This window comes from Chitinophaga rupis (genome assembly GCF_900109685.1).
Classification (GTDB): domain Bacteria; phylum Bacteroidota; class Bacteroidia; order Chitinophagales; family Chitinophagaceae; genus Chitinophaga; species Chitinophaga rupis.
In genome coordinates this window covers 300,804-321,771 of record NZ_FOBB01000007.1, presented here as the reverse complement: position 1 = coordinate 321,771, position 20,968 = coordinate 300,804, and the positions used below count along the sequence as shown (strand labels likewise).

Below are 20,968 nucleotides of genomic sequence, written 5' to 3'. Positions count from 1 at the left end.
AGCCATTACCTTTAGGAGAACCGATACCAATGGAGCTGTTCTTCAATATTGTCTACTTCTGCTGGTTTGCATCAGAGATCATCCTGAACCGGGTGCTGCGTGCCGGGCAAAATGATAAAAAACCGGATAAACACTCCCTGACCTATATATGGATAACGGCAATGGTTTGTGTGATTGCTGCTGTAAACATCTCTAAACGGACCTATTTTCCCATTATAAAGTCCCCTGTTATTGGCCTGGCAGGAATCGGGCTTATTATAACAGGTATGGTGCTGCGGCTGATCGCGGTTATTTCCCTGGGCCGTTTTTTTACGGTGAATGTAGCCATCCGGGAAGGGCATACTGTTAAGCGGGATGGGATGTACAAATATGTGCGGCATCCCTCCTATTCGGCGTCGCTGCTCTCTTTTCTGGGGTTTGGCATTTCCATGAATAACTGGGTAGCCCTGCTGGTGGTATTTGTACCGGTGACGATCGCTTTCCTGTACCGGATCCATGTGGAGGAAACAATGCTGGCTGAGGCTTTAGGGGTGGATTACCTGGAATATAAAAAGCATACTAAGCGGCTGATACCGGGGATTTATTAAGAAAAATTGATTAGTTTTTGATATTTCAGGATTGACCATTATCTTTGCACTCCCTCCGTAAAAAAGAGGGGCTTATATGGCGAGGTAGCTCAGGCGGTTAGAGCGCAGGATTCATAACCCTGAGGTCAAGGGTTCAACTCCCTTTCTCGCTACACAGAGGTATTAAAGGATTGTTCAATATCGAACAATCCTTTTTTTTAGCTTACTTTTTTATTTTCGGTAGATTCAAATAACATTTTTAACAATGTTTATTGAGAAACACTCCAAGAAAGGAGATATGAATATGAAAAGTTGGCTTATATAGCTAAGGTTTGATAACTTTACTACCTGTCATGTACTGTAATATTCATTGATTTTTATATAGATTCTTTGATGAGTATACCTTCTTATCAGGAAGTTGATTCCAAAACAATACCTGAATTATTGAATGGCAGTTTAATTCTATTGGTTACTGCCACGGAGCTAGAAACTAAAAATTTACATGAAGCATTGAGCCCAATCTCTGGCCGGTTATCACTTATCAAAGTTCACGGGGGGGCATCAACCTATTATTTTGGGAAGTTTGGGAAATACAATATAGCTCATGTGCAATGCTCTATGGGGTCAGTTTCCCGCGCTTCCTCCATAACAACCGTGACAGACGCGATTCTTTTTTTGAAGGTCACTGTTGTTGTTATGATTGGAATTGCGTTTGGAGTAGATTCTACGAAACAAAATATAGGAGATGTGTTGATTTCTGAATCGATTATACCATATGATTCAAAAAGGGTAGGAAGCGACGAAATTATACAAAGAGGAATGGAGGCACAATGCAGTAAAATATTATTGAACCGGTTTAAAAATATTAGAGATTGGGAATATTTTATAAGGGAAGGTGTTCTTGCTAAGCTTATTCCTACGAGACTTCTTTCAGGTGAAGAATTGATTGATAATATCGATCATAGAAATAAGTTGATTGGACAAAATCCAGACTCCAAAGGTGGGGAGATGGAAGGGGTTGGAGTCTTTGCAGCATGTGATGGCAAAGCTAACTGGATTTTAGTTAAGGGGATTTGTGATTTTGCAGATGGTAATAAAGGCCTGGATAAAGAACTGCGTCAGACTACAGCGATACAATCTGCTCTCGACGCCTGTGTGTATGTTTTTAATTCTGATACAGCATTTAGGGATTTAGAAATATTCCCTGCGTCCAACGCGCCTGAAAAACAACTCGTTTGTTCAATTCCGATCAGTAAGGTTTTATTTGAGGTGTATGATAAAAGCAAAGATGCTTATTATATAGTAAGAGGGAATGATGCCAATTTTAATATCGCAATTTCGCAATTTAGTGTTTGGGTTTTTGGTCCTTCAGGTGTGGGTAAATCGAATTTAATAATTAGAAATTTGCAGAAAGGAAAAGTTGATTTTGTTCAGATTGGATTAGCTGCATGTGTTGGACAGGATATTGATGTTTACTTTACTGAAATTTTTCTTGAGATAGCGAGTAAAAATGATCCATCTTCTAAGGTAAATCTTCCGGCAACCTTTCAGGAGTGTTCAAGGGCGTTATTTAATATATTGAAAAAAGAATATTCGGACAGGACACTTATCATTTTTGTTGAAGAAATACCTATTAGTTCAGAAGAAGATTATAGTTCCTTTATTACAAAATTTTGTTCGATTCTTTTTACTAAGAATTTGCACCAAGAGCTCGACGGGATTAAATTTGTTTTGTCTTCAATTAACGACCCTCAAAAGTATTTAAAAGCTTTCCAACAAAAGATACATCAAGGGGTATCTTTTTTCCCACTTGAGTATTGGTCAGAACAAGACATAAATAATCTCGTTGACTTAATAGAAAAAGAGCTTGATTTTCCACTACCATCTCAATCTCGGCAGCGTTTATTAGGTGCGGCAAAAGGATCTCCACGTTTTGTCAAGAAGTTTTTCCGGAGTTTACTTACTATTAATGATTTTAGTGAACCAACAATTAGATTTGTGTTAAGTGAAACTGAACGGGAGTTTAATCAATATAATAATGGATAAGATACTTAAACCATATACAATTGTTCCTTCATCACTCTATGTTCAGAGAGATGCTGATAGGCAGATAAAGAATATTATTGATGATATGGGAAGGCCGGGGTACGTTTTAGTGTCTCGGCAAATGGGAAAAACTAATCTTTTGTTAAATGCAAAAAGAAATCTTCAATCTGAATCAGATGTATTTGTATATGTTGATTTATCAAATCCTTTTGATGATGCTAGATCCTGCTTTGAAAATATTATCGATACAGCAGTAGATACTAATCCAAATAAGTTTGACGAGATAGGAAAGGAAATTCTTGAAAAACGGGATGACCTTAGGAATGTTCCTGCTCATAAACAACACACTATTGAGCTCCGGCTTTTGCTTAAATCCATTCCTGGCAAGTTGGTAATAATACTCGATGAAATTGATGCCTTGACGAAGACTCAATACTCCGATCAGATTTTCGCTCAAATTAGAAGTGTCTATTTCTCGAGGGTAAATTATAGTGAACTCGAAAATCTAACATATATCTTATCAGGCGTAATCGAGCCAAATGAAATAATTAAGGATGCAAAAATATCTCCTTTTAATATTGGTCAGAAAATATTTTTAAACGATTTTAACCGAAGTGAATTTGAAATTTTTCTTAACAATTCCAAGCTTAACATTAGTGATGATGTTAGAGATAGAATTTTCTATTGGACTAGCGGAAATCCAAGAATGACATGGGATCTATGTTCTGAAATTGAATCAGAAAATGATGTCAATGTAATTAAAACTCAGGATATCGATCGCGTAGTACAGAAACTATATTTAACCGCTTATGACAAACCACCAATTGACAATATTCGGGAAATAGTGAAGAGTGACCGAGAAATTAGGAATTCCATAGTCGAAATTGAATACAAGAAGGGTAAAGAGGTTTCTGACAAGATAAAAAGCAAATTGTATCTCTGCGGAATAATTAATTATCAAGATGACGATATACATATTAAAAATGAGATAATTAGGCGATCTGTAAATCTGGACTGGATAAAGTCGATAGATGAGGAGGAAAAGGGTGTCTTGGATGTTGCAATAGACTATTATAAAAAAGAGGATTTTTCCGAAGCACTTTTGCACTTTGAAAAAGCATTGGAAGTTAGTGCTTTTGATGAGGTCAATACCCCTCTTTATTATCATTACATGGGTGTTTGCCAAATGCACTTGAGGAAATATGATCAAGCCATTGAGTATTTCAACAAAGCGAATTTTGACATTCAAGATCAAGCGCGTTACTATTATTATAATTTAAATCTAAAAGGTACTGCATACCATAATTTGAATCTGATAGATGAGAGCTTAGCTTGTCTATCTGAAATAATTAGAAGTGGAAGAAAGGATGTTGAGTATGTCCGAGCATTAATTAATTACGGAATATCCTGCTTAAAATCAACTGATGATGAAACTAAGAAGCAAGCGGAGAGTATATTTAAAGACGTTATTGAAGAGAGGGGATTGGATAAATTAAAGGTGAAAGAAGAGTTGATTGATCAGAGTAAATCTATTGCACATATGCATTTGGGAAATGTATATGCTGCGCGAAATGATAGGGAGAACGCGATGCTTCATTATAGGTCCTCTATGGAGCATGCATGTGTTGAAAACAAGCCTGTAATTGCCTTGTCTTTTTATCAGATTTTATCAGATTTGGGAGAGAAAGAGAAGTTGCTGAGCCACGTATTGGATCTCATTGATACTAAAGAAGCTGTTCCAGCTGCAAGTAATTTTAGTAATCCATTGGACTTTTCGATTGAAACATTAAATGTTTATGCTGTTTTAATTCTAGCTAATCATTATAACTCCTTGTTTGAACGAATAAGACCTCACATCAACCTTCTGGGTTCGGGGCCAATTGGCGAAGAGCTTTTCGGTGCAATATATGTGTGTATAGCAAAAAGTATAACGACTTCATTGCCTGACATTATTGGTGCTTTAAGACAACTCTTTACGAACTTCGAAAGTGAAATTTTTGCATTGTCTGATGAGACAAAATATAAGATTTCTAAATTTCTAACGTATTTTACAAATCAAGATAAAAAGTCCCAATACTATCTCGATTATCTCAAACGATTTAAAATTTCAGATTTTGATAAGATTGATTTTATCGATTTTGAAATATATGCCTCTATAATCCAAAATTATTATAGTACCTCAGATTTTAATAAAGCTTTAGAGGCCATTGAAATTTTTCATACTGTAAAAGATCGTATTCCAAGTGAATTGCTAATTAATTCGCTGTTGATTAAATACTATGAAGCTTATACAAATTTAAAGTTGAAGAGATATGAATTAGCACGGGAGAACGCTACTGAAGTTCTGATTTTGTCGAAGGATGAGAAGATTCAGAAACAAAAGAGTAATCTTTTAGGGGAGAGAGGGTTAGAAGATATAAGAAATGCTGCTGAAGTTATTATTAAGACCACAAATAGTAGAAATATCCCTATAAAGAAATCGAGAACTTATGGGAGGAACGAATTTGTTAAAGTTAAGTATAAGGGTACAAGTGAAATTATTGAAAGTAAGTATAAAAAGGTAGAAAAAGATATTGCGGATGGAAAGTGCGAGATTTATATTGATTAGGTTTTTCAAATAATTAACTATGTCTTAAGAAATCCTCTACAGTTCAAAATAAAGCACTACAACATAAAATTTAATCAACATAATGACCTAATTTCTTAAGCCGAAATATTATAGTCTCACATAGACATATATAGATTGAGAGTAGTTGCTATATTTTCAAACGCAGTCTTATTTTTTGACCTCCACTTTTATTCTTCCACAAATTCTGAGCTTTTGAACTTCCCTATCAAAACTAATTTCAGCATCTATTTGCCTTTGCAGCGCATAAAAAATTGCTTGTTCTGAAGTGTTCAGTATTTTAGAATCCAATTGAATCATCTGTCGTGAATATTTTTTGTAATTGGCGGTAACTGTGCCTTTGCTCGTGAAGATGATGAAAAGATTTACTTGTAGTGTTTCCGTTATAATAAAGTAAAGCTAATTTCAGAGAAAATGATTTAACAGGTTAGATGATCCGCCTTTTCTCGCTACGCATTAGTAAAGGCTTTGAGCATAAAGCACTCAAAGCTTTTTTGTTTTAGTACAACAATTTAATCCCGCCCCGCTGGATCTGGAATTTTAAAGTGGTAAATCAGACCAGGCCACCTTTGCCCCAAGCTGCTGCAGGTCATCATTATATTTTTGTAGATGTAGCACAAAGCCAATTGCTACCAGTACATCCGGTTGCGTTAGTCTGGCTAATGCTTCCTGCGGGCTAATTTCCCAGATCTTCATGAGGTATTTGGCCACTTTTACTTTGTTGGGTCCAGCATCTGTAACGACCAGTTTTCCGTACCTGAGCAATGCAGGGTCAATTTCTGTATTTTCCGTTTCTTCATCGTCCCATTCCTGTATGGTCGTGCGAAGTTCCAGCCAGAAAGGGTTTTGGATATCTGTAGAAAGCTCCACGAGCTGAAGGCATGCTGTTTTATCTTTACCAGCCTTTTCCATTTGCTCCAAAAAACGGCCAAAAGAAGCAATATCGAAACCAAGGGCAATGGCATCCCATCGCCCTGCCCCATGCAGCGCATAATAAACCGGAAAGCCTGAAGCCTCTTCGTTCAGGTCAATAAAAAAAGGATCATCCATCTCGTTCAGTGCTATAACGTACCAGCCTGGCTGCCATTCCCCTTCTTTGGTTGATGTAAGATCTTTCCCTGAAAGGCCGTGATACCTGAAACCGCTTTGAAATTCCTCCCATTCGTTCTTTTTGGGGTAATGAAAGGGTAATAACATGGTGTCTGTCTCTATGTGGTTTTCGATAAACTGCAGAATAAGCTGTGGGATGTTCAATGCCATTATAAATATCTTAAAACGGTGTTTACATGCTCTTTATGGGTACCTGGTAATAGCCTCATCACTACCAAATATATGCAACTATAATGGCTTTTTTTAATGCAAATACAGGATGGTAATTACCCGTACTAAGGTTACGTCGTATCTTTATTCCTGAAAAACTGCCGCATGAACTTTCAGATAATTCCTCCTCCTCCATCCCTCAAAAATTATGTCCGTCATTTCTGGATGCTGGAGGATCAAACGGATGATGTATCGCCAAAGACCTTCACGGCAATGTGTAATGGTATACCAGGGCTTATTTTCCAGGAGAAACCCGAGGCATTCGCCGGTTTTGAAGGAGAACGGTTGCCGCAGCTATTTGTTTTCGGCCAGGCGACAAAGTATGGGCAATTGCATTGTCATGGCAGTTTCCGCACCCTTGGCGTAAGCTTTCAGCCAACAGCGCTAAAATCAGTCTTTGGCTTAAACGCAAATGAGCTGACCCATCAAAATACATGTATCTCTCAGCTTACTAAAACAGTCCTAACTGAACAGCTCCTCAATTGCAGCTCATTGCAACAACAGGTTAATTGCTTGTCCACATTTCTGCTGGCACAGGTGCGCCGTCATGAAGGTGGAAATAAAAAAGTGGAATATGCTGTTGGCGCGCTGCAGCAGGGCGCAAATCTATCCCGTGTACTGCATGATCTCAACTTATCGGGACGTTCGCTTGAACGGCTCTTTCATTCATATATAGGCATTGCCCCCAGCCTGTTTACACGTATTTGCCGGTTCCAGACCTCATTGGCATTTTTGCGCCAGAGCAAGTTTCATTCCCTCACAGATCTTGCGCATTCGATCGGCTACTACGACCAGTCTCATTTTATCCGCGACTTTAAATTGTTTTCAGGGGCAAGCCCCCGCATTTACCTGCGTAAAACCATTGAACGGATGCCTGGTTTTCCGGAGTGGCAATCATAGCAGGTGCGTGTCGCTTTTGTACAATTTCAATTTAGCCGCAGCCGGTACCTTTGCCTCAGGTTAAATGAACACTTATGCAAAAGACAATACCATTCCTGATGTTTACCGGCAATAATTGCGGGAAAACGAAAGAGGCCGTTACATTTTATACATCGCTCCTTCCCAATTCAGAAATAAAGGAGATAAAAGGATTTGAACCGGGCGAGCCGGGCGCCGAAAAAGGGTTGATCAAACATGTGCTTTTTTCACTGGCAGGCACAGAATATATGGCTGCAGATGATCCGGAGGGCAGCTACTCTTTTAATCCTTCTGTATCCATAGCCGTAAACTGTGAAACTGATACAGAAATTGAAACCCTTTATCAGGCACTCTTAAAAGAAGGTAAGGTGATGATGCCGCTGGATAGTTATGGCTTCAGCCGTAAGTTTGCTTTCTTTTCAGATCAATACAATTTCTCCTGGCAGTTAATCCTGTTTTGATCCAATGTTCTCATTCAATGATGTAAACAATTAGTCTATGCAAAAAACAATTCCGGATAATACCGCCGTGCGCGTGGCTTTATGGAGAGCATTACATCTGCAGGTAGATGCACCACCGCACATATTGGAAGATGAACTTGGCCTGCAGCTGGCAGGCCCGGAAGCCAGCTGGCAACAACGGCCGGACATGAATCCGGAAGGCACCCGGCAAGCACGCCTGTCAATAGTTACGCGGGCGAGGTTTGTAGAAGACCTGGTGGCAGCGGCCGTTAACCGTGGAGTACAGCAGTATGTTATACTGGGCGCCGGCCTTGACACCTTTGCCTTACGGCAAAAGGAACTGAGTTCAAAAATAACAGTTTACGAAATTGACGAACCCAACACACAGGCGTGGAAAGAGCAGCGCCTGATTGCACTCGGCTTAGGTATACCTGATAGACTGCGGTTCGTTCCGGTTGATTTTGAAAAAAATGCCAACTGGCTTTTGTCGCTGAAAAATGCCGGCTTTGATGCCAGTAGCCCGGCAATCATTGCCTGTACCGGTGTTAGCATGTACCTTACACAAGAGGCGATACTGGGCATGCTTCAGCAGGTTGCATCCCTGGCTCCGCATTCTACATTAGCTATGTCTTTTTTGTTACCGAAAGAGCTGCTACATCCAGACGAACAACATTTGCTTGAGATGGCCATGAAAGGAGCTGCGGCTGCAGGGACGCCATTTCTCAGCTTTTTCACACCTGAGCAGATGCTGGAGCTTTCTGCTAAAGCGGGTTTGCGGAATGCAGAAATTGTATCCGGGAGCGACCTCTCAGGTAAATATTTTGCCGGCCGGGCGGATGGGCTTTCCCTATCGAATGCTGAACCAATATTGGTTGCAACCACTTAGATCTTAATGTATACACTACCAGCTAACAATTTGTTAGTCTGGCAAGCTGGTTCAACAATTGTCCCGATACAGTACGGGACAATTGTTGACCCCAATAGTTGTTGCAGCAGCAAATAACCGAACGGTGCTCTTACTGTTGGTGATTGAGAACCTGGCTATGGAGAGCGTAATAACTGAAATGGACCAGTCAAGGAAACAAAGCATCGACACCTTTTCTGATACATTTTTGCCATAATGATGTTTTCCTTCAATAATTTTACGGCTGATAAACAGAAAACATATGGATGGCCAATATAGAAAAGACATTTATCCCGGACAGGAAGTAGCCATTATCCTTAAAAAAGACCAGCGAAGTGGTAAGTTAACATATGGCATTGTTAAAGATGTGCTTACATCAGCAGCCTATCATTCAAGAGGAATAAAGGTACGGCTGGAGGATGGGCAGGTTGGCCGCGTAGCCCAAACAGATGTAGTGGATCCCGATGGCGAGTAAACACTAACTACAATTACCATTGCTGAATGATCATACAAACATCGGATTCATCCTTCAATGCAAATTCCCTGGCGCCCCAGGGCCGGAGTGTAATTTTGTTAAGATTGGGATGCAGTAATTCCGGATGCGTTGATGCTACTTTTTTATACACCTCTTTAATATCAGTTGTTACCAGCCTGAATTCAGGCCGGTCTTTTTCTGCATACTCCTTGTTTTGAAAAAGGTTGATACGCAATTCATCTTTTTCGATCACACAAAAAGGATCCTCCGAGTTCAATTCATCATACCCAATATTAAATTCCAGGCACTCAACAAAAAGCCGGAGACCTACTTTAATGTCTGTATAAAATACATTGGGGACCAGTTTTGTAAATTTCATTTTGGGTCGGGTTGGTACTTTATTAAGATTCCAATATAGGCGCTGTAAGCAATTTTTCTTTGATCGAATCCGGGAGGAATGGCCGTCCACCGGTAGCAGGTACACAGGTTCCGGTGAAAACTGCTTTGGTAACGATCTTTCCGTTTAGAATTATTTTTTGCTCAAAGTGTATTTGAGGTTTGCCACTTTTATCAGCAAACAATTCACAGGTTACTGTAAATCTATCATCCTTTTTGAGGGAACGAAGGAAATTGATCGTATACTGAGACAAAACCATATTTATTCCTTTTTTCGCTTCTTCTTCGAGGCCAAATCCAAGAACATCTTTTATAAACTCATGCCGGCAATATTCCATGTAAAAAGGGTAAAACAGACCATCCATTATTCCCTGAACATCTATATGATCAGGATTAACAACATATTCTTTTACATATTCCATGATTAACATTTTTACGCCGCTAATGTATGTAAATAACTTAAATCACGAAACCTATAATACCGTTTGCCCATATAATCCGGCTGTTACACAATTCATACAAACATGTTCTGAAATGTTCTTTGATTGTTCAAATCTCTTTTGTAGATTTAAATGATATACTCCTCTTAACCATTAAACATTTTCACATGAAAAACGTGAAAGCCCTTCTCTTTTTCCCACTATTCGCCGGGATCTTTCTGTTAAGCTCATTTTCAACTAAACAGACCCAAACAGCAAGACCTGCCATCATTAATTACGCATGGTACACCCCTTCCGGCCAGTTTGTTGCCTGGAGCACGTTGGCAAATGCAGAAATTGTCAGCGATGCCGACACCAATCCAGTTAACGGAACTTTGGTAGCGCTGGGATATACCGATGGTGGGCCAGGCCTGCCGCCATCAGGAACCCTTGTTTACCATCTTTATCAGCATCCATGACGAAACTAAAAACGCCCCGCAATTACGGGGCGTTTTTAGTTTTATGATCTACAGTAAGCACTATTTTCTTTCAACCTCAAAAATTCAATACATCGTTGCTTAAACAGCACCGGTAAATTATCAAAGGACAATATTCCCGGTTACACTTGTAGAAAGGCTTTCAGGCAGATGCTTTGGGAGCTTAATCCCATTTTGTTCATATGCTGATACTATGAAAAGCGTTTTCATTGTTTGTTCCTTTTTGTTCAATACAACCAGATATTCTGCCAGCTTTTGCCAGCGATAGGATCAGATAATACCACCGGTATCCCTGAACATTTTGCCCGGCACATTACTCCCTTTCCTTAAGTTTTGAACGAAGGTTTTTTCAGTGGTATTAATGTGATTTCCGCTGTTCCTGATGCAATCTTCACCAGAATTTTATTTTATGCAATCGATTGCTTAATTTGAATCAAGATTCCAGGTTTATGAAAAAAGAAGGACGTAAATATTATTAGTCCATCCTTTTTTTCTCTATTACAAGAATGCTGTTAGTAACTGTATTGCTTATCATTAATAATGGGCGTCAGGTTTAGTGAGCTACTATAAGCCACCTGTTGCACTAAATATTCTTCAGCAATTTCAGTAAAGCCTGGAAGCTTGATCTTATAAAAATAAAGTCATCACAGATCTGCTGTTCTACAAAATCTGAATTCCAGTATGAAACGTTACACCATTACCCTTCTTTTATTATTAGCAGTACAGGTTTTATCCGCAGCGCCGCCGGAAGATTCGCTGCTACGGCTATGGTACCAACAGCCAGCCACGCAATGGATAGCCGCCCTGCCGGTAGGCAATGGTCGTATAGGCGCTATGGTATTTGGTGGCGTGCAGCAGGAACAGCTGCAATTGAATGAAGGCTATCTGTGGTCAGGCGGGCCGCGTGATGGTAATAATCCGCAAGCCAAACAAACGTTACCGCTTATACGCCAGCTGCTGTCTGAAGAAAAATATTTGGAGGCAGACCAGGTTGCACGTAAAATGATGGGCCTGTACAGTGCCCGTTACCTGACCCTGGGCAGCCTGTTTTTTGATAACAGCATCAATGGCGCACCGGAACAATACCAGCGGCAGCTGGACCTGAACAATGCCTTGTCCACCGTAACATTTACTGCAGGTGGAGTTACCTATACACGGGAAGTATTCATCAGCTACCCGGCGCAATTGCTGGTAGTTCGTTTCAGGGCCAGCCACTCCGGCGCTATTACTTTTAATACACGTTTTCAAAACCCCATGCCGCATCACACACAGGCGGTGAACGACCGTTATGTGGTCATGAAAGGCAAATGCCCGGAGTATGTAGCTAACCGCCCCGCAGAAGCCCGGCAAATTGTGTATGCACCCGGTGAGGGAATGAATTACGAAGTGCATTTGCAGGCAAGGGTAAAAGATGGCGCCGTGCATGCTGATACCAGCGGGTTAAAAGTGCAGGGTGCTTCAGAAGTAGTATTGTTACTATCCATAGGCACCAGCTATAACGGACCCGATAAATCTCCGGGCAGGGAGGGTAAAGATCCTGCTGCTGAAGCTTTGCGTTACCTGGATGCTGCCAGGCAAAAAGATTATGCACAGCTGCTGCTGGAACATGAAAGAGATTACAAGCGCCTTTTCTGCAAAGTGCAGCTGGATCTTGGTAAAGACAGCTCTGCAACACAGGCTACTGATGTGCGGCTAAAGGCATACACGGCCAGTGGCGGCCACCGCGATCCGCAGCTGACCACGCTGCTGTATCAATATGGACGTTACCTGATGATAGCAGGCTCCCGTAAAGGCGGCCCAGCCATGACCCTGCAGGGTTTATGGAACCATGAAATGCAGCCGCCCTGGGGCTCCAACTATACTATTAACATCAATACAGAAATGAACTATTGGCCATCTGAAACGGCCAACCTCAGTGAATGCGGTATCCCATTGTTCAACTTTATTATGCAGCTGGCCAAAAAAGGGCGTGTAACCGCTGCCGTTAATTATGGCGCCAGAGGCTGGACCGCACATCATAATGCAGACATCTGGGCCATGACCAATCCTGCAGGCGGTATTGATTTTAATGATCCACGGGGTAATCCAAGGTGGGCCATCTGGCCTATGGGAGGAGCCTGGCTTACCCGGCACCTGTGGGAGCATTATCTGTTCACCGGCAACCGTTCCTTCCTGGCAGATACCGCCTACCCAGTTATGAAGTCTGCAGCAGAATTTATGCTGGACTGGCTGATAAAGAACGATAAGGGCCAATGGGTAACCAGCCCGGCCACCTCTCCGGAAAATAATTTCCTGGTAAATGGTAAAAGAGAAGGCTCCGTGAGCATAGCCACTACCATGGATCTTTCCATAATACGTGACCTGTTCAATAATACGGTGCAGGCAGCGCAGGTATTAAATAAAGATGCTGCATTTGCAAACCGGTTACAAGCTACGCTGCAGGAGCTGTATCCCTTCCATGTAGGGCAGTACGGGCAATTGCAGGAATGGTATAAGGACCTGGATGATCCCGATGACCATCACCGGCACCTCTCCCATTTATATGGGTTGTTTCCCGGCTATTTCATTACACCGCGACATAACCTGGTGCTGGCAGCAGCAGGCAAACGCAGCTTACTGCTGCGTGGCGATGGAGGCACCGGCTGGTCCAAAGCATGGAAGGTGAACTGGTGGGCAAGGCTGGAAGATGGCGACCATGCCTATACAATGCTGAACAAACAACTGTTCCTTACCACTGTAGATAGTGTAAGTGTAGCGGATGGATCGGGCGGCTCTTACCCTAATCTGTTTGATGCACATCCGCCTTTTCAGATAGATGGCAACTTTGGCGTAACCTCTGGTATTACGGAAATGCTGCTGCAAAGTCATGATGGCGCCGTTTATTTATTACCGGCATTACCGGCTGCCTGGCCAAACGGCCATGTAAAGGGGCTGAAGGCCCGTAGTGGCTTTGAAATAGATATGGAATGGAAACAGGGCAAGCTTACCAAAGCAGTGCTTCACAGTAAACTGGGCGGCAACTGCCGTATTCGTATACAGGTGCCCGTAACTGCAGCAGGTACTGCATTAAAACCTGCCAGCGGAAATAATCCCAACCCCTATTACTTTATTCCATTGCCGGTAAGAACGGAAGTGAAGGACAAAACCAAGCTGCCGGAGCTGCCCCTGAAAAAGATCTATGAGTATGACCTGATGACAACAGCCGGGAAAGATTATAACATTAATACCCATTAACGTAGCACAACTAATATAATACTATGAAGCACATATTTTTAAGTGCAATCATTACTGTTACATCCATAAGTCTGCAGGCGCAAACACCTGCCGGCGATAAGGGAGATGAGCAGGGCCTTTTGATGCAAAAGGGCGCTGAACGGGACCAGGCAGCTATTGATGATGCAGTGAACGGCTGGTGGAAACGCAGCATGGAAAACCATGATGCCCGTATAGCCTGGTGGCGGGAGGATAAGTTTGGCTGCTTCATACACTGGGGCGTATATTCCGCCGCCGGCGGGGAATGGAATGGTAAAAAAGTAGATGGCTATGCAGAGCACCTCATGCGTAAGGAAACGATACCCAGGGAGGTTTACCGGGAAAAATTGCTGAAAACATTTAACCCTGAACAGTTCAATGCAGAGGCCTGGGTGCGGCTGATAAAGGCTGCCGGCATGCGTTACCTGATCATTACTTCCAAACATCATGATGGAGTGGCCATGTACCCATCTGCAGTAAGCGATATGAATATCAGCGCATCCGCCTTCAAACGTGATCCTATGCAGGAGCTTTCTGCTGCCTGTAAAAAATATGGTATCCGGTTCGGGTTTTATTATTCCCACGCCTTTGACTGGGAGCACCCGGATGCGCCGGGCAATGACTGGGATTATGATAACCCCGGCGGCGATAAGCGTTTGCATGGCGGCATTAACTGGTTTAATGTTCATCCGGAGCTATTACCCAAAGCGGTAAAATATGTGAACGAAAAAGCGATCCCGCAAATAGTGGAGCTGATCCGCAAATACCATCCGGATATACTGTGGTTTGATACGCCCAGTAAATTACCGTTGAGTGAGAATATCCGCATCTTAAAAGCCATCCGTGAAGTAGATAATAATGTAGTGGTGAATGGCCGCCTGGCACGTACTGCCGATATTTCTTTCGGGGATTATAAGAATACGTCCGATCGTCCTGCAGAATTTTACCCGGTTACCGGGGATTGGGAAGCTATTCCTACTACAAATGAATCTTACGGTTATTCAAAGTATGATAACAGCCATAAGCCGGCCGGCTTTTTTATAAGGTTGCTGGCCAAAGCTGCTTCCAGGGGCGGTAACCTGCTTATGAACATAGGCCCAATGGGCAATGGGCTGGTAGACCCACGTGATACAATTATACTGCACCGTATTGGCACCTGGATGCAGGTGAACGGGGAAAGCATTTACGGCACTACCGCCTCTCCATTGCCTTTACAACCCTGGGGTGAAAGCACGCTTAAAGGCAAGCGCCTGTACCTGCATGTATTCAACTGGCCGGCCAAAGCGCCGTTATATGTAGGCGGGTTAAAAAGCAATGTACGTAAAGCCTGGCTACTGGCAGATCCGCAACAAAAAGCACTGCCCGTAAAACGGGTGAACGACCTGGATGTAACGATCACACTCCCTGCTACAGCGCCGGATTCCATTAACAGCGTAATAGTGCTGGACATGCAGGAACATCTGGCAACCGATAGTGTACGTGTACTGGATACTCAGTCTATTACGAATGTGCTGCGGGCTTTTGACGGTACCCTGCATGGAGATGGCTTCCTATATGGAGATGGTAAAGCGCCCAAGTATTATGTATATAACTGGACTAAGCCCACGCAGTACATTAGCTGGACTTTCCGGCTAACCACACCGGCACATTTTCATGCTGCTCTCAAATACGCAGCGGATTCAACTACCGGCGTAAATAATTTCCTGGTTAACGTAAACGGGAAAACGCTTAGTGGAAAAACCCAGGCCGTGCCCTCAACAGAAAGTATCATGACCCAGCCTTTAGGCGACTTAGCATTACCTGCCGGCGTACATACTTTAACTATACGGCCGGGAACAATAGCCGGTGCGGAGCTGATGAAGTTATTTGAGATCACCTTAATACCAACCAGGTAAAATTTTATACGAATGATATTAAAGAAATGGGGTTATACCTGCTTATTAGCAGGCCTGCTGGCAGGAACAGCTTTGCATGCCGGCCCGGCAGATCAATTCCTGCAGGCATTAAAAAGCAGCAAAGCTACCATTATAATGGACAACGGGCAGCCTGCACCTGCTACGGTACAGATCACCCGCAGCTGGAATGGAGATTTTTGTACTTCACGTATAGTCAATACCGGTAGTACACCGGTACGTATCCGGGAAGTGGTGCTGGCACAGGCGGGTAAAGCACTAGCATCTAATACACCTTTTTATGGCGAAGGATTCCAGATGCTGACACAGACTAGCGGCACGCTGGAAAAGCCGGAGGTATTGGGTAATTATACGGATGACGGGCACTACCGGATGCCACAGCCGGCCGGTTACCTGGCCGTGTACAACCTGTTACGCCTGTACCCTGCCGGCGAACCGCAGCTGCTGCTGGGATTTACCAGCTGCAAACACTTTACAGGCAAGTTTTACCTGAATGCAGACACCATTAAAGTAGTAATGGACCTGGAAAATCTGTCCCTGGCTCCCGGAGCGGCTTTTCAGCTGGAAGAATGGGCGCTGCTGAATGGCGGGGAAGGGAATACCCTGCTGGAAAAATTTGCCAACCGTATAAATCATTATCATCCCCGCCTGGCCTTTAAGCAACCACCTACCGGCTGGTGCAGCTGGTATTGCTTTGGCCCGCAGGTAACGGCGCAGAATATTTATGATAACCTGGATTATATCAAGGCCAACCTGCCTGCCCTGCGATACATACAGATAGATGATGGCTACCAGCCGCATATGGGCGACTGGCTATCAACCGGCAAGTCATTTGGCGGTAACATACAGCCGGTATTGAAGACCATACGCAGCAAAGGCTTTGAACCGGCCATATGGGTGGCTCCCTTTATTTGCGATAGCAATTCAACAGTATATAAAGAACATCCTGACTGGCTGGTAAAAGATGCAGGTGGTAAACCGCTGCGCAGCGATCTTGTTACCTTCGGCGGCTGGCGGCTTAAACCCTGGTATGTATTGGATGGTACCAATCCTGCCGTGCAAAAACACCTGGAACAAATGTTCCGCATTATGCGTAACCAATGGGGATGTACCTACTTTAAGCTGGACGCAAATTTCTGGGGCGCTATACACGGTGGTTATTTCTATGACAAACAGGCTACCCGTGTAGATGCATACCGCCGCGGTATGGAAGCTATACTTAAAGGTACCGGCGATGCTTTTATACTGGGCTGTAATCATCCACTGTGGCCCTCTCTGGGCCTTATACATGGCTCCCGCAGCTCTATGGATATTAAGAGGCAGTGGTCTGTTTTTGAGCGTTCGGGCAGGGAAAACCTGTACCGCGCCTGGCAGAATGGCCGCCTGTGGTGGAATGATCCCGATTGCCTGCTGCTGACCGGTAAAATGCCGGATAATGAATTCCGTTTTCATGCGGCGCTCATATATAGCACGGGTGGCATGCTGTTGAGCGGAGACGACCTGACCACCATCTCACCCGAACGGTTAAACGTATTACGGAAAACAGTACCACCCACCCCGCAGGCAGCTGCTTTTGAAGATGGGAAATTTGAGATAGGCAAGCTATCTACTCCCAAAGGTAAATACATAGTGCTGCTGAACTGGGATAGTACTGCCAGAACCATTACGGCTAAGCTGGATAAGCCCTGTGAGGTAGTGGACCACTGGACAGGTAAAAGCCTGGGCAAATTTTCAGATAAATATACGCTGGAGCTGCAGGGCCATGATGGAACTGTAGTGGAATTAAAAGAGTAATATAAAGTGCCCCAGAAAGGTTAAAACTTTTCGGGGCACTTCACTATCAGTTAGGGGCGGTACCATCTCTATACACTTTCACCGCTCTCCACTTTACAGTGGCGGTTCCGGTTCTTAACGTGCCGTAATTGCCATACTTCATATAGTTAGTAACTGCTTCATTATCGGCAATATCTGCCTTCTTAACCCCATTAATATAGATCTTGATACGGTTACCCTTATCTTCCTGTAAATGGATAACATTTATATGCACCTCTTTTCCATAAACATTGGTAGCCAATGTTTGGCCAGCTCCCTTTATAGATCCTCCATCAGCAGCGTATCCGCGGATCATTAACTGGGTGGCTCCGTTAGTGCTGCCGAAAATCTGCATCAGGGATTCATCGTCTAAAGGAGCAGAGAAAGTAACATACCCTTCAAACTGGCGGCTACCAGTGGAATAGTCGTTCTGCAGCCGTATTTCCGAACGGTTAGACTTATTATTTACAATGCGGAAGGTTTCTGTTCTATTCTCTGAACGGTAGTCTGCACAAATGGGGCTGCCTACCGATTTATAAGAAGTCCAGTCAAAAATTTGCAGCCCGTTCTCATCATCCAGGTGGATCTTTTTGGTAGGGGAATATGCTAGCCATCCCGAGCCAACCGCAGCTGCTATCGTAACGTCGCTACTGGCTGCCATGTTTTTTTGTGTTTCAATTGGAGAGAGATGATCTTCATTAAGTGTTTCTCCCGTTTTCTTACAGCTGCTGGTAAAAAGAATTATTACCAGCAGTGCCAGGGGCATTGCCAGCTGGCTGGCATGCTTACAGTTTGAATAGGTTTTCATTTGCTTTTGATTGATCGGTTAACAATAAAAGTGGAATTGACTTTGCTATTACTGTTTGGCTATCATTTTCGTTACGATCTTTCCATTATGCAGCACGCTTATGACATAAGTACCGGCTGGAACAGATCCTGCGTTAAATACAGTGCGGTGAGTACCGGGCTGCAGATTAGCGTTTATCAATACCGCTACTCTGCGTTGCTGCGTATCAAATACTTCTACCAGGGTTTTCCCTGCTTCTTTCAGGCTAAGATCAATAGTGGTGTTCTGCAGCAGTGGATTAGGATATGCTTTAACCACTATGTCTGCTGTTTCTTTTGATGCATCATCCGCTTTTGAGTAGGCTGTTAACCCGGTACCGGAAGAGGAGGCGCTCCCTACATCGCTAGGGCAAGTGGCGTTGCCTTCTGCAATGCAGAAATCCGCAAAGCGCACCTGTTCATCACGCAGCTGGGCTATACTGTTAAGGCTGCGGTAAATGCCCCATTTAGGCCGGCAAAAAGTGGTACCATCCCGCCACATATTAATGTTGCTATTGCTGTAAGAAAGCAGTGTAGCACCATCACTAACCCTTTTTATTACTATCTGATAAGTACCACTGGTGCTGTATTTTATTTTCTCGAACACCTCTACCCATACGCCTTTGAATGATGAAAGATTCTCACTGTGAACTTCACCGCCTGTGCCACCGTTACCTGTGCTGTGAATGATCTGCAGTTTCTGTGGATTACCGGCCCGGGGGGTGATAGTAATAAGCGGAGCGCCGTCATCCCCATCACCTGCCTTGATCTGGTGAATGTGGCAAAAGTTGGAAGTAGGTATAAACCCGGCATCGAGCTTGAACTTCCAGCGATAGGTAACGGTTTCGTTAAGCGCACCTTTTAGATTTGCAGGCGAAGAACTTTGCGTTTTTATCTCATTCCTTTGCCGGTCTGTACTTCCATTACAGCGATCATTATCAGGTGTTACATGGATGTGAAATACAAAAACATTCTTGTTAAGCTGACTGTCGAACACCTCGATAATATGCCTGCCAAAGGCAGGGTGGCCGCAGTCTGGTACTTCACCGGCAGTGCCGCTGCCTAAAACGCTTTGAATAAGCTCGTAGGTGTTGCCCGGGCCATCTGCCTGTAATGTCACCTGTGCATGTACATAAAGAGGGATGAAAAGCCAGGATACCATAAAAAAAATAACGAATTGTAGGGTTGTTTTCATAACGGAAATTTTGGGTTACGGGTAAATAAGGGATTAAAATGTATCTAATATGCAAACGTTTGTCTTAGTTATCCAATCGATTGCATTTAATATTAAATTAATAATTTTCTAACAAAAGCAAATTTTTTAATTCCCTAAATGATCGGTATATTTTATAAGGGTTGTGTTAGCAAGAGGCTGGATAATTCCAGCTACACTTTCAGGAAGGCTTAAAGGAGTCTTTTACTTAATGCTGCTTTAGTTATACCCGTTGATAAGATTAACAACCACCTGCGCAATAATATCCTTCTCATCCGGCCTACTTTCTGCTATCATTAACGTTAGTGCAACAAGCGCATTATCAGCAATGCGTTTTGTACCATCTTCCCTGTAAAGGATACTGTTCTTTTCAAGGAACCATACAAACAGAAAAGCTGCGATCCGTTTATTGCCATCTGAAAATGAATGGTTCTTAACTACAAAGTATAACAGGTGGGCTGCTTTTTCTTCAATGCTCGGATAGAGATCCCGCCCGCCAAAAGATTGATAGATGGTTGCAATAGAGCTTTGAAACGATTCATCTTTTTCATTACCGAATAAGCTGCTGCCACCGAATTTATCTCTTAAGCTACGGATAGCTTTCATTGCCTCCCCGTAAGTAGCAATAAAGCCTTGCTGCGTATGCGTAGCCTCTATGGTAAGCTTACGATGATCATATTTATCCAAAACATCCAGCGCATAGGTATAATCGGTAATTACTTTTAACAGGCCGCTTGCTTCGTCAGAAGATAATTCCTGTGCTCCCAATACATTGCCCATCAATTTCACAGTTTGTTTAAGCGCCTCAAACTGCTGGCTTTGTTCGTGCAGGCGTTTTTCGTTTAAGGAATATCCTTTAACCAGGTATTCTTTTAGAATTTTGTTTGCCCAAATGCGGAATTGGGTACCACGGATTGAGTTGACACGATAGCCAATGGAAATGATCATGTCCAGGTTATAATGCTCCAATTCCCTGGAAATGTTCCTTTTACCTTCCTTTCGAACTGTTCGGATTTTCCGAACAGTTGCTTCCTGATTCAATTCCTCTGAATTAAATATATGTTTTATATGCTCGCTAATGTTTGCCTTACTGGATTGAAAAAGATCTACAATTTGTGATTGTGTTAACCAAATTGTATCCTGATCAAGGATAACATCTATAGACGTTTCTCCATCCGGTGTCTGGTAAATGATAATCTGATTATTTTCCATTTTACCTGTCTTTGTATCAATCATGAAATTAATACATCCGGAATGGATAATCGTTAAGCGCAGGTAAATCTTCGTATAATGGCACAACATTTCCCGTTTCCTCCTTATGTCTT

General features: G+C 42.9%; 17 protein-coding genes and 1 tRNA gene. 12 read left to right on the top strand and 6 right to left on the bottom strand.

Going from position 1 to position 20,968, the window contains the following annotated elements; genetic code table 11:
* The first annotated feature begins 29 nt into the window (after positions 1 to 29).
* From BMZ54_RS24325 to BMZ54_RS24310, 4 genes are all read left to right on the top strand, one after another.
* Entirely contained in the window at positions 30 to 587 is a 558-nt protein-coding gene (locus tag BMZ54_RS24325; RefSeq protein ID WP_089918337.1) for a methyltransferase family protein, read from the top strand.
* 78 nt (positions 588 to 665) lie between these two features.
* Positions 666 to 739: transfer RNA gene (locus tag BMZ54_RS24320), tRNA-Met, on the top strand.
* Between the two features lie 220 nt (positions 740 to 959).
* Positions 960 to 2,612 (top strand): 5'-methylthioadenosine/S-adenosylhomocysteine nucleosidase family protein, encoded by a 1,653-nt coding sequence (locus BMZ54_RS24315; protein WP_089918335.1) that lies wholly within the window; start codon positions 960 to 962, stop codon positions 2,610 to 2,612.
* On the top strand, positions 2,605 to 5,220 hold the full coding sequence (locus tag BMZ54_RS24310; protein ID WP_089918334.1) for an AAA-like domain-containing protein: 2,616 nt from the start codon (positions 2,605 to 2,607) through the stop codon (positions 5,218 to 5,220). Before BMZ54_RS24315 ends, BMZ54_RS24310 begins: the two co-directional genes overlap by 8 nt.
* A gap of 558 nt (positions 5,221 to 5,778) precedes the next feature.
* Here BMZ54_RS24310 and BMZ54_RS24305 read toward each other — a convergent pair.
* Positions 5,779 to 6,498, bottom strand: coding sequence for an SMI1/KNR4 family protein (locus BMZ54_RS24305; RefSeq protein WP_089918332.1), 720 nt, complete (start codon positions 6,496 to 6,498; stop codon positions 5,779 to 5,781).
* A 165-nt stretch (positions 6,499 to 6,663) separates the two neighbouring features.
* Here BMZ54_RS24305 and BMZ54_RS24300 point away from each other — a divergent pair, with 165 nt between their 5' ends.
* The 4 genes from BMZ54_RS24300 to BMZ54_RS24285 all read left to right on the top strand — a co-directional run bounded on the left by BMZ54_RS24300 (position 6,664) and on the right by BMZ54_RS24285 (position 9,316).
* Complete coding sequence (locus tag BMZ54_RS24300; RefSeq protein ID WP_089918330.1) at positions 6,664 to 7,458, top strand: AraC family transcriptional regulator; 795 nt, start codon at positions 6,664 to 6,666, stop codon at positions 7,456 to 7,458.
* Positions 7,459 to 7,532: 74 nt separating this feature from the next.
* Positions 7,533 to 7,937, top strand: a complete 405-nt coding sequence (locus BMZ54_RS24295) for a VOC family protein (RefSeq protein WP_089918328.1) — start codon at positions 7,533 to 7,535, stop codon at positions 7,935 to 7,937.
* A gap of 37 nt (positions 7,938 to 7,974) precedes the next feature.
* Positions 7,975 to 8,823 carry a class I SAM-dependent methyltransferase gene (locus tag BMZ54_RS24290; protein ID WP_089918326.1) on the top strand — a complete coding sequence of 283 codons (849 nt, stop codon included), beginning with the start codon at positions 7,975 to 7,977 and terminating at the stop codon, positions 8,821 to 8,823.
* A gap of 280 nt (positions 8,824 to 9,103) precedes the next feature.
* Positions 9,104 to 9,316, top strand: coding sequence for a YwbE family protein (locus tag BMZ54_RS24285; RefSeq protein ID WP_089918324.1), 213 nt, complete (start codon positions 9,104 to 9,106; stop codon positions 9,314 to 9,316).
* Between the two features lie 13 nt (positions 9,317 to 9,329).
* Here the strand turns inward: BMZ54_RS24285 and BMZ54_RS24280 are convergent, their stop codons facing one another.
* On the bottom strand, positions 9,330 to 9,695 hold the full coding sequence (locus tag BMZ54_RS24280) for a VOC family protein (RefSeq protein WP_089918322.1): 366 nt from the start codon (positions 9,693 to 9,695) through the stop codon (positions 9,330 to 9,332).
* 22 nt (positions 9,696 to 9,717) lie between these two features.
* Complete coding sequence (locus BMZ54_RS24275) at positions 9,718 to 10,134, bottom strand: acyl-CoA thioesterase (RefSeq protein WP_089918320.1); 417 nt, start codon at positions 10,132 to 10,134, stop codon at positions 9,718 to 9,720.
* 185 nt (positions 10,135 to 10,319) lie between these two features.
* Between BMZ54_RS24275 and BMZ54_RS24270 the strand changes: the two genes are divergently transcribed.
* The 4 genes from BMZ54_RS24270 to BMZ54_RS24255 all read left to right on the top strand — a co-directional run bounded on the left by BMZ54_RS24270 (position 10,320) and on the right by BMZ54_RS24255 (position 17,587).
* Positions 10,320 to 10,610 (top strand): hypothetical protein, encoded by a 291-nt coding sequence (locus BMZ54_RS24270; RefSeq protein WP_089918318.1) that lies wholly within the window; start codon positions 10,320 to 10,322, stop codon positions 10,608 to 10,610.
* A gap of 699 nt (positions 10,611 to 11,309) precedes the next feature.
* A complete protein-coding gene (locus tag BMZ54_RS24265) occupies positions 11,310 to 13,862 on the top strand; it encodes a glycoside hydrolase family 95 protein (RefSeq protein WP_089918316.1) in 2,553 nt (850 codons plus the stop codon).
* Positions 13,863 to 13,885: 23 nt separating this feature from the next.
* Positions 13,886 to 15,775, top strand: coding sequence for an alpha-L-fucosidase (locus tag BMZ54_RS24260; RefSeq protein ID WP_089918314.1), 1,890 nt, complete (start codon positions 13,886 to 13,888; stop codon positions 15,773 to 15,775).
* A gap of 12 nt (positions 15,776 to 15,787) precedes the next feature.
* The gene (locus tag BMZ54_RS24255; RefSeq protein WP_089918312.1) at positions 15,788 to 17,587 is read left to right on the top strand and encodes a glycoside hydrolase family 36 protein; all 1,800 of its coding nucleotides are present in this window, start codon (positions 15,788 to 15,790) and stop codon (positions 17,585 to 17,587) included.
* Positions 17,588 to 17,633: 46 nt separating this feature from the next.
* Here BMZ54_RS24255 and BMZ54_RS24250 read toward each other — a convergent pair whose 3' ends face one another.
* The 3 genes from BMZ54_RS24250 to rhuM form a co-directional block, all read right to left on the bottom strand.
* Positions 17,634 to 18,413, bottom strand: a complete 780-nt coding sequence (locus BMZ54_RS24250) for a polysaccharide lyase family protein (RefSeq protein ID WP_089918310.1) — start codon at positions 18,411 to 18,413, stop codon at positions 17,634 to 17,636.
* Positions 18,414 to 18,461: 48 nt separating this feature from the next.
* Positions 18,462 to 19,625 (bottom strand): T9SS type A sorting domain-containing protein, encoded by a 1,164-nt coding sequence (locus BMZ54_RS24245; RefSeq protein ID WP_162277658.1) that lies wholly within the window; start codon positions 19,623 to 19,625, stop codon positions 18,462 to 18,464.
* 237 nt (positions 19,626 to 19,862) lie between these two features.
* Entirely contained in the window at positions 19,863 to 20,879 is a 1,017-nt protein-coding gene (rhuM, locus tag BMZ54_RS24240; protein ID WP_238386678.1) for a virulence RhuM family protein/type II toxin-antitoxin system death-on-curing family toxin, read from the bottom strand.
* Positions 20,880 to 20,968 lie beyond the last annotated feature (89 nt).